Annotated in this window: 12 protein-coding genes; all 12 read right to left on the bottom strand. The window is 35.4% G+C overall.

Annotated features, from left to right (window positions below; all coding sequences use genetic code 11):
- Positions 1-129: 129 nt before the first annotated feature.
- On the bottom strand, positions 130-1,290 hold the full coding sequence (locus NSQ92_RS01205) for a sugar ABC transporter permease (protein ID WP_095320589.1): 1,161 nt from the start codon (positions 1,288-1,290) through the stop codon (positions 130-132).
- Positions 1,265-2,806 carry a xylose ABC transporter ATP-binding protein gene (locus NSQ92_RS01200; RefSeq protein WP_061801248.1) on the bottom strand — a complete coding sequence of 514 codons (1,542 nt, stop codon included), beginning with the start codon at positions 2,804-2,806 and terminating at the stop codon, positions 1,265-1,267. The genes NSQ92_RS01205 and NSQ92_RS01200 overlap by 26 nt, the downstream gene beginning before the upstream one ends.
- A 68-nt stretch (positions 2,807-2,874) precedes the next feature.
- Positions 2,875-3,972, bottom strand: coding sequence for a D-xylose ABC transporter substrate-binding protein (xylF, locus tag NSQ92_RS01195; RefSeq protein ID WP_341152280.1), 1,098 nt, complete (start codon positions 3,970-3,972; stop codon positions 2,875-2,877).
- 400 nt (positions 3,973-4,372) lie between these two features.
- On the bottom strand, positions 4,373-5,992 hold the full coding sequence (locus tag NSQ92_RS01190) for a response regulator (RefSeq protein WP_341152279.1): 1,620 nt from the start codon (positions 5,990-5,992) through the stop codon (positions 4,373-4,375).
- 11 nt (positions 5,993-6,003) lie between these two features.
- Positions 6,004-7,764 (bottom strand): sensor histidine kinase, encoded by a 1,761-nt coding sequence (locus tag NSQ92_RS01185; protein WP_047941666.1) that lies wholly within the window; start codon positions 7,762-7,764, stop codon positions 6,004-6,006.
- On the bottom strand, positions 7,765-8,541 hold the full coding sequence (locus tag NSQ92_RS01180; protein ID WP_341152278.1) for a substrate-binding domain-containing protein: 777 nt from the start codon (positions 8,539-8,541) through the stop codon (positions 7,765-7,767). It abuts the gene before it with no gap.
- 9 nt (positions 8,542-8,550) lie between these two features.
- Complete coding sequence (locus NSQ92_RS01175; protein WP_341152277.1) at positions 8,551-8,802, bottom strand: hypothetical protein; 252 nt, start codon at positions 8,800-8,802, stop codon at positions 8,551-8,553.
- 330 nt (positions 8,803-9,132) lie between these two features.
- Positions 9,133-9,792, bottom strand: coding sequence for a phosphate signaling complex protein PhoU (gene phoU / locus NSQ92_RS01170; RefSeq protein ID WP_047941668.1), 660 nt, complete (start codon positions 9,790-9,792; stop codon positions 9,133-9,135).
- A 12-nt stretch (positions 9,793-9,804) separates the two neighbouring features.
- Complete coding sequence (pstB, locus tag NSQ92_RS01165; protein WP_341152276.1) at positions 9,805-10,635, bottom strand: phosphate ABC transporter ATP-binding protein PstB; 831 nt, start codon at positions 10,633-10,635, stop codon at positions 9,805-9,807.
- 19 nt (positions 10,636-10,654) lie between these two features.
- On the bottom strand, positions 10,655-11,479 hold the full coding sequence (gene pstA, locus NSQ92_RS01160) for a phosphate ABC transporter permease PstA (protein ID WP_047941670.1): 825 nt from the start codon (positions 11,477-11,479) through the stop codon (positions 10,655-10,657).
- A 1-nt stretch (position 11,480) separates the two neighbouring features.
- Complete coding sequence (gene pstC, locus NSQ92_RS01155; protein WP_235844567.1) at positions 11,481-12,395, bottom strand: phosphate ABC transporter permease subunit PstC; 915 nt, start codon at positions 12,393-12,395, stop codon at positions 11,481-11,483.
- A 38-nt stretch (positions 12,396-12,433) separates the two neighbouring features.
- Positions 12,434-13,267, bottom strand: coding sequence for a phosphate ABC transporter substrate-binding protein (locus tag NSQ92_RS01150; protein ID WP_095259177.1), 834 nt, complete (start codon positions 13,265-13,267; stop codon positions 12,434-12,436).
- Between the last annotated feature and the right edge of the window lie 107 nt (positions 13,268-13,374).

Here is a 13,374-nt window from a genome sequence, read left to right as displayed (position 1 = left end):
AAAATATTCGCTCATCTCTCTTTAGAATATGTTTTTTTCGTTGTATTTGCTTTACCTATTTTCACCACAAAAAATCCTCACCTTTTTACAAGGTAAGGATTCTTCTACTTCATTAAGCTAGCCTATTATTTACTTCTTACTTGATATATCAATCCAAACGGCAACAATTAAAATAAGTCCTTTTACTATATATTGCCAAAAGGTTTGGATATTCATCATACTCATTCCATTGTCGATACTAGCCATTATTAAAGCACCAATTAGTGCTCCAACAATTTTTCCTTTTCCACCTATCAGACTAGTTCCACCGATAACACATGCAGCAATCGCATCAAGCTCATACATATTCCCCGCACTTACGGTTGCTGCATTTAATCTACTTGTTAACAGAACACCCGCCACACCAGCGAGCCCTCCCATCGTAATAAACACCCACAGCGTATTCCATTTTATATTAATCCCTGACAATGCCGCTGCCTCTTGGTTTCCCCCAATTGCATAGACATATCGGCCGAATGGTGTTTTATTTGAAATAAAGATAAAGATTGCAGCTATTGCTAAAACGATTAAGATTGGAATTGGAATACCTAAATACCGATTCAACATATAGGTTGCTAGCAGGATAAAAAAGGAATAGGCTACAGTCTTACCATAGTCTATCTTAGCAGCAGGGATCATTAAGCCCATATTTTTTCGTTTTGTACGATGTTTGGTCGTCCAAAGGAATAACAAAGCGATACTAACTAATGCAAGAATATATCCAGGAATGTATGGAAAATAACTAGTTCCAATTTTTTTAAAACTATCACTCATTGGTGCGACTGTTTGTCCCTTACTTATACCAATGAGTATACCTCGGAAGATAAGCATTCCTCCTAGTGTAACAATAAAGGCAGGAACAGCTCGGTAAGCAACCCACCATCCTTGCCATAATCCTAAAAGCGCTCCCACGACTACTGCACAAAGGACTACTAAAAGAGTATTCCAATCATACCAGACTTGCAAAATTGCCGCGATTCCTCCTGTTAATCCTACTAATGCTCCAACTGATAGATCAATATGACCTGCAACAATTATTAGCGTCATCCCAATAGCAAGGACGGAAATAACGGACATTTGCGTAAATAAGTTAGAGATATTTCGGGAAGAAAGAAATTCACCTCCAGTGAAAAAACCAAATATTAATGCAATCAATAGTAGAGCGATAATAAGTGTGTAAGATTGCATATCAACTTTAAAGCTTATTTCTCTTTTCTTGCTCTCTTCAACTGTTTGATGTTGAATATTCATTTTTCTTCCCTCCTGTGGCGCATGTCATAATTTTTTCTTGGGTAGCTTCTTCACGTAAAAATTCGCCAGAAATTTCACCCTCAGCCATAACTAGCACTCTATCTGACATTCCTAATACTTCAGGCAGTTCAGATGAAATAATAACAATTCCGACCCCCTGTTGGACAAGTTCATTAATAATCTTATAGATTTCATATTTCGCTCCAACGTCAATTCCTCTTGTCGGTTCATCAAGAACTAATATTTTCGGGTTATTTAACAGCCACTTACTTAGAACTACTTTTTGTTGGTTTCCACCACTTAGTTGTCCAACTCTTGCTTCTAAGCTCGGTGCTTTTAACTTCATTTTTTCCGTTATATCTGTTGCACTTTTCACTTCTAATGCCTGATCAATAACATTTAGCTTAACAACTTTATTTAACGCCGCTAACGTCGTATTTTTTGTTATATCCATTCCTAACACAAGACCGTAGCGCTTACGATCCTCTGAAACATACGCTAATCCTTCTTTAATTGCATCAGCAGGTTTTTGGATATTTGTTTCTTTTCCATCTATGATGACCTTTCCTTCTTTTTTTCCTTTGAATCCACCGAAGAGACTAATAAATAATTCTGATCGTCCGGCTCCCATTAATCCTGAAAATCCTAAGATTTCTCCCTTTTTAAGTAAAAAGGAAACTTGATTAATGATTTTATTTCCTTGCTCATCATAGACAGTATAGTCTTTCACTTCTAAAATATTTTCTTTACTAATAGCATGCTCCTCATATGGGAACAGTTCTGTTAATTCTCTTCCAACCATCTTTGTGACTATTTTATCCTCTGATAATTCCTCAATGGAATTAGTGCTTATCGTCTGGCCATCTCTTAATATGGTGACCGAATCAGCAAGTGACATAACTTCTCCTAATTTATGAGAAATATAGATGCAGGTAACTCCTTGTGAACGTAGATCTTGCAATAAATTGATTAAGATTTCTACATCACTTTCTGTTAAAGCAGCAGTTGGTTCATCCAAAATGAGTATGCTTGTTTTTTTCGTTAAAGCTTTTGCTATTTCTACCAGTTGCTGTTTCCCGACTGTTAAATCGGCAACTTTTGTTTGCGGATCAATATTTAACCCAATATGATCGAGCCACTTTTGGGCCTCTACATAAATTTCATTCCAATTGATTATTCTTTTTCTCATTAACTCATGACCAAGAAAAAGATTCTCGGCTACTGACATTTCCCCTACAAGCGCAAGCTCTTGATAGATAATACCAATTCCTGCCTCCTGCGATTCTTTAATAGATTTAAACTGAACTGTTTGACCATTAATGATGATGTCACCTTCATAGGTTCCATGTGGATAAACGCCACTTAAGATTTTCATTAATGTTGATTTCCCCGCACCATTTTCTCCGCAAAGGGCATGAATCTCCCCCCTCTTTACGGAAAAAGTAACATTATCTAAAGCCTTAACACCCGGAAATTCTTTCACAATCCCTTTCATTTGAAGCGCATATGTGTCCATTATTCATTCACCACCTATTAGTCAGGGAAAGCATTAGCTGCTCCCCCTTTAATTAAATATTTTGAGACTTACGGACGTTCTGGTCGTTCATTTTCTGGAACATTTTTATAGATATCATCATATGAATGGAATCCATCTTTAACTACAGTGTCAACAATGTTCTCTTTACCTACTTTAATTGGATCCAATTTTATAAATGGCACATCTATCTTTCCATTATTAACAGTTGAATCAGATGACACTTTTTCTCCTTTTCCTAGTTGAACAGCTACTTCAGCGCTCTTTGTTGCAATTGCCTTAATTGGTTTATAAACGGTCATTGTTTGAACACCTTCTGCAATACGCTGCACTCCTGCTAAGTCTGCATCTTGGCCAGAGATAACTACTTTTCCAGCTAAATCCTGTGCTTCTAGTGCTTGAATTGCTCCCCCGGCAGTACTATCATTAGATGCCACTACTGCATCAATATCATTCTTATTGGCAGTTAAAGCGTTCTCCATAATTTTCAATGCTTCATTTGCATCCCAATCTTTTGCCCATTGATCACCGACAATTTCAATATTACCTTTATCAACTAGCGGCTGAATAATATTCATCTGTCCTTCTCTAAACATCTTGGCATTATTATCAGTTGGTGATCCTCCCATTAAGAAATACTTTCCTGAAGGTACTTTTTCAACAAGATACTCTGCTTGCATTTCCCCAACCCGTACATTATCGAATGAAACGTAGGCGTCAATATCCGTTCCATTAATTAATCGGTCATATGCTAACACAGGAATCCCTTCGGCTTTAGCTTGATCGACTACTGTTGACAGGGCATCTGAATTGATAGCAATAATAACTAGTGCATCGATACCTTGTGAAAGCATATTTTGTATTTGAGATAATTGTTTTACCTCATCACCATTTGCTGATTGTACTAACACATTTGCTCCTAGCTCTTCTGCTTTTTCAACAAAAAAATCACGATCATGTTGCCACCGCTCTAAGGTTAAATCAGAGACAGAAAGACCAATTGTGACCTTATTTTTTTCTGTTCCTCCTCCGTCCTTATTTCCTTTCTCATTTGCTGGTGTACCATTTGCATCCTGTCCACATGCAGCCATGATGAACATTAGAGATAGAATAAGTACAAACGAAAGTAAACCCTTACATTTTTTCATGAAAATATCCCCCTAATTTTAAGATAATCGATAAGATTGGATTGATTGCTTTGGTCTATTAGTAGACATAAGTTGATTACCGAATATAAAGCCGACTTTCCGTATTCTAAAACATATAGTTGAGTAGAAATGACTTCGTCTCTTCCCTCCTCTAAACCATTTATAAAACGCTTTCACAAAAAGGATATATTTTTTTATAACTATTGGAAATAGAATATTTTTGATAATCCTTTAATATTTTTTGAATTTCCTATTTTCTTCTTCATAAAAAAAACTTCCATCAGTTGAAGTATTACTGCTATATTAAAAGTGGAATAAATAAAAAAACACTCATCATGGATGAATGCTTTTTTGCATAGTGTTTCACTACAATTCTTTTGCTGTTAACCTTCCCCCCATTTTACTCATCCCGATACTGAGTAGGATTAACCCCTGTTACTTTTTTAAATACGGAGCTAAAGTAATACGCATCTCTATACCCTATTTGTGCGGCAATTTCTTTAATACGTAAATCTGTATTCTTGAGCAGTTCTTTCCCCTTTCGGATACGTATATTTGTTAAATATTCACTGAAATGTTGGGAAGTGATTTCTCGAAATAATATGCTTAAATAGCTAGGACTTATATTAAATTCACGGGATAGGCTGGTTAGGGAAATATTCTCGGCAAAGTTTTCATTCATGTACTCCTTCATTTCCATAATAAGCCTTTCTGTTCGATTACCACGTTTTGATTCGATGAAGGAATGAATAGCGGAATAAAAGGAATATAAGCAATCCTCTATTTCTTTATAAGTAAAATTATTCTCTTGATTAAAGATGGGTAGTCCCGTTTCTCCGAATATTTCGTTCACATCGTACCCTTGTTCATTTATTGTCTTACAGGACATAAATACGATATTATTAATGGCTGTTGCCACTGCTTCATATGGAATACTTTCATTCTTAAGTTCTGCAAGCAATTCCGCTACGTCCTTTTTTACTTCTTCAAAGTCACCTGATTTTAAATCCTGATAAATTTTATGATTTACTATTTTATGTAATTGCTTGCTGTAATAAGTATGGTTGCTGATAATATTATGATAGAAATACACATCACCAGAACCGTGAATTCGACTTAATGCAGCTGCAGAACAAGCTTCTTCATAGGATAAATGTAAATCAAGTAATTGATTATACCTATCGCCTATACCAATTGTTAAAGAGATGCCTCTTTCCTGATATTCTTTCTGAATAAACTTGCTTAGTTGATGTCTAATGCGCTCGATATCTTCGAATACAATTAACACAATTTGATCCATTTTATAATTTAAGATATATCCCTTTTCTATCTGACCACGTTCAGAAAACTGCCCCCATTTCTTTTCTAGCAGATGAGAAAGTCGCTTATAGATGGATACATTAAATAAATACTTTTCATTTTCCTCCATTTCACTTCGAGCTGTTTGGAGTTGTTCAATATTTAGCACGGCTACAAAAAAGGGGGTATCCTTAAGATGTTCCATTTCCACATATTTCAAATCAGTCTCTAGATCTCCCACAAAACTATTGGTCAGGAGATTCTGGATTAGTTTTTCTCGTAAAGAATGCTTATTTTCTTGCAATTGCCTTTTCATTTTTTCTACATTTTCTTGTTCTCCCTTATCCCGAATCAAATCATTCTTTACATTTAATACGAGTTTTAATAGATTCTTAGATTGAAAAGGCTTTAGCATATAATCACAAACCTTTAAAGTAATCGACTTTCTTGCAAAGTCAAAGTCTGCATGACCTGAAATAATGATTACTTTTATTTCTGGATAAAACTCTTTCACATGTTTTGTTAATTGAATGCCATCCATTTCTGGCATTTTGATGTCGGTAATCAGAATATCAATACGGTTTTCAGCTAAAATTGTTACTGCTTCTGAACCATTTTCCGCTTCAAATACTTGTTGGAAACCATGACTTAACCAATTCGTATTATTGATTATTTTGTGACGAATCATATCTTCATCTTCTACAACCAATAAATTAAACATAGGATTCCTCCTCATATTTTTACAATAGGTAAAATGATTGTTACAGATGTTCCCGCATCTGGTTTACTTTTAAAATAAATTCCATACTCCATTCCATAGGTTAATTTTATTCGCTCATTCACATTTCGAATGCCAAAATATTCATTTTCATCCTCTATTTTCTCTATTCCTGTTAGAACATTATTAATGTGATTTACCTTTTCAACTGACATTCCCACCCCATTATCCCTGACTTCTAGAACCACTACTCCCTCCTTTTCTTTTCCTTTAATTTCAATTAGCCCCTTCGCTTTCATCCGTCTTACTCCATGATAAATCGCATTCTCTACCAATGGCTGCAAAATAAGCTTGACCGTTTCATAATTTAATATCTCTTCGTCTACTTCTACTTTCGTATCAAATTTATTAAAAAAGCGAAACTTTTGAATCGTAAAATAGTTACGAATATGTTCGATTTCCGCACCAATAAGAATGACATCCTTTCCATGACTTAACGATGTTCGAAAAAACATGCCAAGTGCTTCTATTAAATCAAGCGCTTCTTCAATCCGCTCTTGCTCTAACAATCCAATAATCGAGTCTAATGTATTATAAACAAAATGAGGTTTTATTAATTCTTGTAGTGCTTTCATCTCTATTTTGCGGATTTTCACTTGATCATCCATCGTTTTTTGAACAAGCCATTGAATTCGATTCATTAATTCATTAAAACTATTTGCTAGTTGCCCCATTTCATCGTTCGTTTTGACTTGTGCTCGAATGGCTAAATTATTATCTGCAAACCGTTTAATTGTTCTGCGCAAATCACGAATTGGATTTGTTAAAATATTCGTTAAATAAACACTTATTAGCACAACGAGCAGAAGACTGCCCACAGCAATTATAAGGGTTATCTGCCGGATTTTATTTATGTCTTCATTAAGTTCATCTGCATAAGTGACCCCAATAATATTCCAACCTGTAATCTCAGATTGTTTAAAGTTAACAAGATAATGCTTTCCCTTTACAGCTTCTTCAAATGATCCTTTATCTGAATTTAACAATCTATCATTGTTCATTAGTTCCTTTATAAACATAGGATGACTAGTATCTTCCGGGAAAAACTCTTCCTCCCCTGTTCTATCTGTAAAATAGACATACCCTTTCTCTCCTAATTTGATATCGTTTACAATTCGATTCAATAGATTTACATCAATATCAATAATTAAATAAGCTGGTTCACTTAAACTAGGAGATAAAATTTTCTTTCCAATAGAAAAAACATTACGATTAAACATATCCATATAAGGTGACTTTACTGCAAATTGCGCTTCATCTATTTTTCGCATATTCGTAAAAAAAGGGTCATTCATATCGCTCCAATATACACCTTGAGCGCTTATTGTCTCTCCTGTATGAGAAATGATTCTTATATCCACCAAATCGGATTTCATATTCCTAATTAGTTCTATCGTTTCCCATAAACGAACAGTATATTTCTGTATCCCATCTATATCTCCTGCTTCATTCAGCCTTAAGTACTGAATTGTGTAATAATCATCATAGATTTCTAGAATATTCTCGATATCTAAAATGTATGTTTCTATATTTTTATCCACACGTTCAATTACTTCATTGGTATAAACATTGATACTATTTTGGAGATCATTAATGTAATATTGATAGGAAAGATAACCAAGAATTAATAACGGGATAAGACTAAGTGCCAAGAAGCAGACAATCATTTTTGTTCGGATACTATAACGATCGATCCATTTCAGCCATTTCCTCATTTATTTTATCTCCCACGGCTTTTTTCTTTTTAACAAATCTTCATAATTATCTACATTGCCATATTCCAATCCCGTATATATCATAGTTTCTTTTACTTCGTCCCCATTAATTAATTTATACATATTCTCAACACTAAGACGTCCCATCCCTTTAAAATCTTGTCCAACTAGCGCGTCTGCTAATCCTTTATCGGCAGCAAATACTATTGGATAAAATGTATCAACAATCACAGCTATACCGCCATTTTCTTTCCACCTTTTATATGAAATCATCCCTTCAGGAGGAGAAAATAACGGCCATGCTCCAGCACTAAAAAACAAGTCAAAATGAGGATTCTTTTTCACATAATTCTCTAGAAGCTCTGAAGCGCGATTTATGTCATCATAGGATTCTACCATATCGACAAACTCTAAATCTAATTCTTCCGTTGCATCTTTAAATCCTTCGATTCTCTCTTGCATATTGACACTTTCCTTCACCCCAGTCATAATCAAAACTCTGAGATGACGCTGATGCAAATTTTTTTCTTTTACTATTTTCACCAAAGATTTTCCACTTTCTTGTCCAAGTTCATAATTATTCGTTCCAACATAAAATGCCCGATTGCTTGCCGGTGCATCTGAATCAAAAGTAGCCACCTTTATCCCTTGTGATACTGCTTTATTGATAAGCGGAGTCATTTTCTTTGTATCCAAGACACTGATAACAATGCCATCTACCTTTCTTTCGATTAAACTCTCCACTATTTTTTCTTGCTCCTGACTATCTACTACCATCGGGGCTAATCATTCCATTTTCACCCCTAACTGAGAGCTTACTCGTTCTGCTTCTTCCTTTGCTTCTATGAAAACTGGATTATCAAGAGACTTTGTAACAAAAGAAATTATCTTTTCCTTATCTTGATTAGACAATGGCTCTTTATAGATCGCTTGTTCATGGGAGTTACTTTTGATACGAATGCTAGTTGCCTGTTTATTTTCACATGCACTAACGAATATAAGCAGAATTACTAACAAGATATAGCCTTTGTTTTTCATACTTTCTTCCCCTAACCTACTCATTGATTGGTCTAGCTCATATAAAATTAAAGAAAGGTTACTCCATATGCAACCTAAATGAAACCGCTACCAAAATTATAGTTAGTAAATAAAAAAGAAGACACAAATTTAGTTGGATGAAAATGAATTGATTTTACGAAATTTGATACAGATGACGAAATACATAATTGTTAACAATATTTTCTATTTATTATGAGGTTTTTGTCAATATTAAAGTCACCAATTCTTCTGAATTGGTGACTTTAATATTAGGATAAGAACTCAATCGATAAGAGATAAAGGTCTATTTTTTTTCGAATTGCTTTTCCCTTAGGAATTAAAATCATAAATCTTCCCTTTAATCAAATACCCAGTGCTTTCCGCCATATTGGTTATATGGTCAGCTGTTCTTTCCAAATAACGGTTGATAAATAATAATTGAACTAGCTGATTGGTTTCTTCGGGATGTTCACTTAAATAGGCTGTCAATTTTTTATAGGTTTCTAAATAATAATCATCCACTTTATCTTCTAACTTACTTACTTCCTTTGCAAGCACAATATCTTCCTCTATAAAGGATTTTACTGCTTTTTGCAGCATTTCAATTGATAGTTCCTTCATTTTCTCTAAATGGGTTAAATCCAGAAGCGAAGTTGCTTTTCCTATCTTAATAGTTGCTTTAGCGATGTTTACGGCAAAATCAGCTACACGCTCAATTTCGGAGGAAATTTTGATCACACCAATTACAACACGTAAATCTCTTGCAACTGGCTGTTCCTTCGCCATTAGCCAAATCGCAAAATGATTAATTTCAGATTCTAAATTATCAATGTCATTATCCTCTTCCATTACATTTAAAGCAATTTCAACATCTTGCGCCTTTAACGCATCAAAAGCTTCTTCTAACTGAGTAATGGACATTTCGCCCATTTCACTGATTTTTTCTTTTAACTCTCCTAGCTTCTTCTCAAAGTTTTCTCGAATGACCATTAGTTCCTCCTATTATCCAAATCGACCTGTTACATAATCTTCTGTGCGCTGATCTCTTGGTGTAGAAAAAATCTTATTCGTTTCATCATATTCTACAACTTCACCATTTAAGAAAAAGGCTGTTTTGTCGGAAATCCTTGCTGCTTGCTGCATATTGTGTGTAACAATAACAATTGTATAATCTTTTTTCATTTTTGTAATCAGCTCTTCTACCTTCAATGTAGAAATTGGATCTAAAGCAGAAGTAGGCTCATCCATTAAAATAACATCTGGCTTCATAGCAATGGCACGAGCTATACATACACGCTGCTGCTGTCCACCCGATAAGCCAAGTGCAGATGTCTTTAACCGGTCTTTTACTTCGTCCCAAATCGCTGCCCCACGCAAACTCTCTTCGACAATTTTATTTAATTCTTTTTTATTTTTAATACCTTGCATTCTTGGACCATAAGCCACATTGTCATAAATACTCATCGGGAACAAATTCGGCTTTTGAAAAACCATCCCGACTCTTGTACGAAGCTTAATAACATCATTGGAAGAATAGATATTTTCGCCATCAATAATAATATCCCCTGCAATTTTTACGCCATCGATTAAATCATTCATTCGATTCAATGTTCTTAGGAAAGTTGATTTCCCACAGCCAGAAGGTCCAATTAAAGCTGTTACTTTCTTTTCTTCAATATCCAGAGTTACTCCAAACAAAGCCTGTTTTTCACCGTAAAATAAATTTAGGTCACTTACACTAATTTTTGATGCACCCGTTGTATCTTCTTGACCAACCTTTAAGAATGCTTTCCCTGTTTTCTTTTGACTTTTTTCTATTACTGTTGTAGTCATAAACATACCCCTTTAAAAATTAGTAGTCTGCTTTGTTTAGCTTTTTCGATATAAATGTTGCGATAAGGTTTATAGCAAGAATAATGACGATTAGCACAATACCAACTGCTGCGGCTAATTCAATATCTCCAGACTCTTGTGTTACTAAGAAGGAATGAACCGTTAGCGTACGAGCGGAGGACAACAGGCCCTCTGGCATGGCAGCAACTGTTCCTGCCGTTAAGAAAATAGCTGCTGACTCCCCAACTATTCTTCCGATAGATAAGATAATTCCTGATAAAATCCCTGGCATCGCACTTGGTAAAATAACTTTATACAATGTTTGCAATCTTGTTGTGCCAAGGGCTAATGACCCTTCACGATAAGTAGGCGGAACTGTCTTTAAAGATTCCTCAGTTGTTCGGATAATAACTGGCAGTACGATAATCGTTAATGTCAAAGAGGCCGCTAAAATAGACATTCCTAATTTCAAGGTGGTTACAAAGAATACTGCCCCAAATAAACCATAAATAATCGAGGGAATACCTGTTAAACTTTCTGTTGCAAAGCGAATTATTTTTACCAATCGGCCTTGTTTCGCATACTCTTGTAAATAAACGGCTGCTAATATTCCTATTGGTGTGGCAATCAGCAAGGAAATGACAATCGTGTAAATCGTTGTAACAATCATCGGCCAAATTCCACCGCCGCCACTTGGAGAATAGTCGCCAAAAATAAAATCGAAGCTGATTAAGTGCGCTCCTTTATAAAAGATATATCCAACAATCATAACAAGGACAGCAACAGACAAGAAAGCAGAAAGCCAAAGAAGTCCGCGTAACAAGTTATCTTTCATTTGTCTCATCTTATTTGCCACCCTTCGCACTAATTTTCGCTAAAACAAAATTCAAAATTAATATAAACGAGAACAATACAATCCCAGTTGCAAATAACATTTCTTGATGCGTCCCCGCTGCATAGCCCATTTCCAATGCAATGTTTGTTGTCAGTGGGCGTATACTATCTGTTAAGCTTGCTGGCACAATCAAACTGTTACCAGCAACGAGAATAACCGCCATTGTCTCACCGATCGCTCGACCTAAGCCCAATACAATGGCTGTCATAATACCTGACTTCGCTGCGGGGACAACAACCTTAAAGATCGTTCCAATTTCTGATACACCAAGCGCAAGGGATCCTTCCCGGTATGTTCTTGGCACAGCGCGAATCGCTGTCTCCGCGACTGTTACAATCGTTGGCAGCATCATAATTGCTAATACTAAAATAACCGCTAATAAACTTTGTCCCTTTACTAACCCTAATGTATTTTGTAAAAAAGGTACGATAATTGCTAGGCCAAAAACACCATATAAAACTGATGGAATACCAGCTAAAAGCTGAATGGCTGGTGAAACAATTTTAGCTATTGGCTTTGATGCTATTTCCGCCAAGAAGATGGCTGTGAATAATCCGATGGGAACTCCAATAATAAGTGCTCCTATGGTTGCATACAGAGATGCGACAATCATGGGCCATATCCCGAATTTTCCTTCACTAGGCACCCAGTCGACTCCAAAAAGAAAATCAAAAAAACTAAATCCTTCTGCAATAAAAGGGTGGGCCCCTTTATAGAAAACAAACCCAATAATTAATACTAAGCTGATTACGGAAAGAAGGGCACAAAACAAGAAAACCCTTGCCGAAACCTTCTCAAACATATATTTCCTCTTATTTGCTTTGCCCATTGCTGAGGCTTGCTTTTCGGTTGTTTGAATAGACACTCTATTTTCCTCCAAGATTACTTCTAAAGATTTTGGTATTACTTAATAGGAATTGCTCCTGCCTCTGCTGCAATTTTTTGCCCTTCATCACTTAGAATAAAATCGATGAACTTCTGCCCATTTGCAGTTAAACTCCCATCTTTATAGACAAACAAAAATGGCCGTGCTAACTTATATTTTTGCTCTAATACATTTTCAGCAGTAGCAGCAACGCCATCAATGTCGATAGTCGAGATAGCATCGTCAATATATTCAAAAGAAATGAAGCCAACAGCATGTTTATTATTTGCAACTGTTGTTTTAATATTTCCATTTCCACTGGCAATGATAGAGTTTCTAATTAATTCACCTGAGCTATAGCCTACAATTTCTTGGAATGCATCACGTGAACCAGAGCCATCCTCACGGGAAACAACCACAATCTCCATATCATCGCCGCCAAGCTGACTCCAGTTTGTCACTTTCCCTGTGAATATTTGCTTTACTTGTTCTAATGACAATTCTTTCACTTTATTGCTAGGATGTGTTACAACTACTATTCCATCATAAGCAATAACTACTTCTTTTAATTTTCCTTTTTCTTCATCTTTTAAATCTCGTGAAGACATTCCAATTTCAGAAACGCCACTCATCGCATTTGTAATTCCTGCGGAAGATCCAATTTGATTTATTTCAATTTTAGTTTGATCGTGTTCATGATATTTTGCTGCTAATTTCTCAGCAAGTGGTCCAACGGAAGTAGATCCTGAAATCGATATTGGATTACTGTCATTTGTTGATAGTTCGGTTTCTTCATTACTTGAACATGCTGATAATAAAAGGAGTATAGACAGTAACGAGAGTACTATTTTTAGTTTTTTTATAATGACCATGATTTACCTCCAAAAAGAATAGCAACTATTTATGTCATTTCTTGTCTAATAGTATGATAAATCTCCAGTGTAAATATTCTATTGACTGAATGTAAAGGTTTTGTAAA

The sequence above is a fragment of the Niallia sp. FSL M8-0099 genome (genome assembly GCF_038006945.1).
GTDB classification, from domain to species: Bacteria; Bacillota; Bacilli; order Bacillales; family Cytobacillaceae; genus Niallia; species Niallia circulans.
Note: the sequence above shows the minus strand (reverse complement) of the source record. Positions and strands in the feature narration are given on the sequence as shown.

What these genes read in the sequence shown, in the direction of transcription:
- NSQ92_RS01205 (WP_095320589.1), bottom strand. Translation starts at nt 1,290, where the DNA reads ATGAATATTCAACATCAAACAGTTGAAGAGAGCAAGAAAAGAGAAATA.
- NSQ92_RS01200 (WP_061801248.1), bottom strand. Translation starts at nt 2,806, where the DNA reads ATGGACACATATGCGCTTCAAATGAAAGGGATTGTGAAAGAATTTCCG.
- xylF (WP_341152280.1), bottom strand. Translation starts at nt 3,972, where the DNA reads ATGAAAAAATGTAAGGGTTTACTTTCGTTTGTACTTATTCTATCTCTA.
- NSQ92_RS01190 (WP_341152279.1), bottom strand. Translation starts at nt 5,992, where the DNA reads ATGTTTAATTTATTGGTTGTAGAAGATGAAGATATGATTCGTCACAAA.
- NSQ92_RS01185 (WP_047941666.1), bottom strand. Translation starts at nt 7,764, where the DNA reads ATGAGGAAATGGCTGAAATGGATCGATCGTTATAGTATCCGAACAAAA.
- NSQ92_RS01180 (WP_341152278.1), bottom strand. Translation starts at nt 8,541, where the DNA reads ATGGTAGTAGATAGTCAGGAGCAAGAAAAAATAGTGGAGAGTTTAATC.
- NSQ92_RS01175 (WP_341152277.1), bottom strand. Translation starts at nt 8,802, where the DNA reads ATGAAAAACAAAGGCTATATCTTGTTAGTAATTCTGCTTATATTCGTT.
- phoU (WP_047941668.1), bottom strand. Translation starts at nt 9,792, where the DNA reads ATGGTCATTCGAGAAAACTTTGAGAAGAAGCTAGGAGAGTTAAAAGAA.
- pstB (WP_341152276.1), bottom strand. Translation starts at nt 10,635, where the DNA reads ATGACTACAACAGTAATAGAAAAAAGTCAAAAGAAAACAGGGAAAGCA.
- pstA (WP_047941670.1), bottom strand. Translation starts at nt 11,479, where the DNA reads ATGAGACAAATGAAAGATAACTTGTTACGCGGACTTCTTTGGCTTTCT.
- NSQ92_RS01150 (WP_095259177.1), bottom strand. Translation starts at nt 13,267, where the DNA reads ATGGTCATTATAAAAAAACTAAAAATAGTACTCTCGTTACTGTCTATA.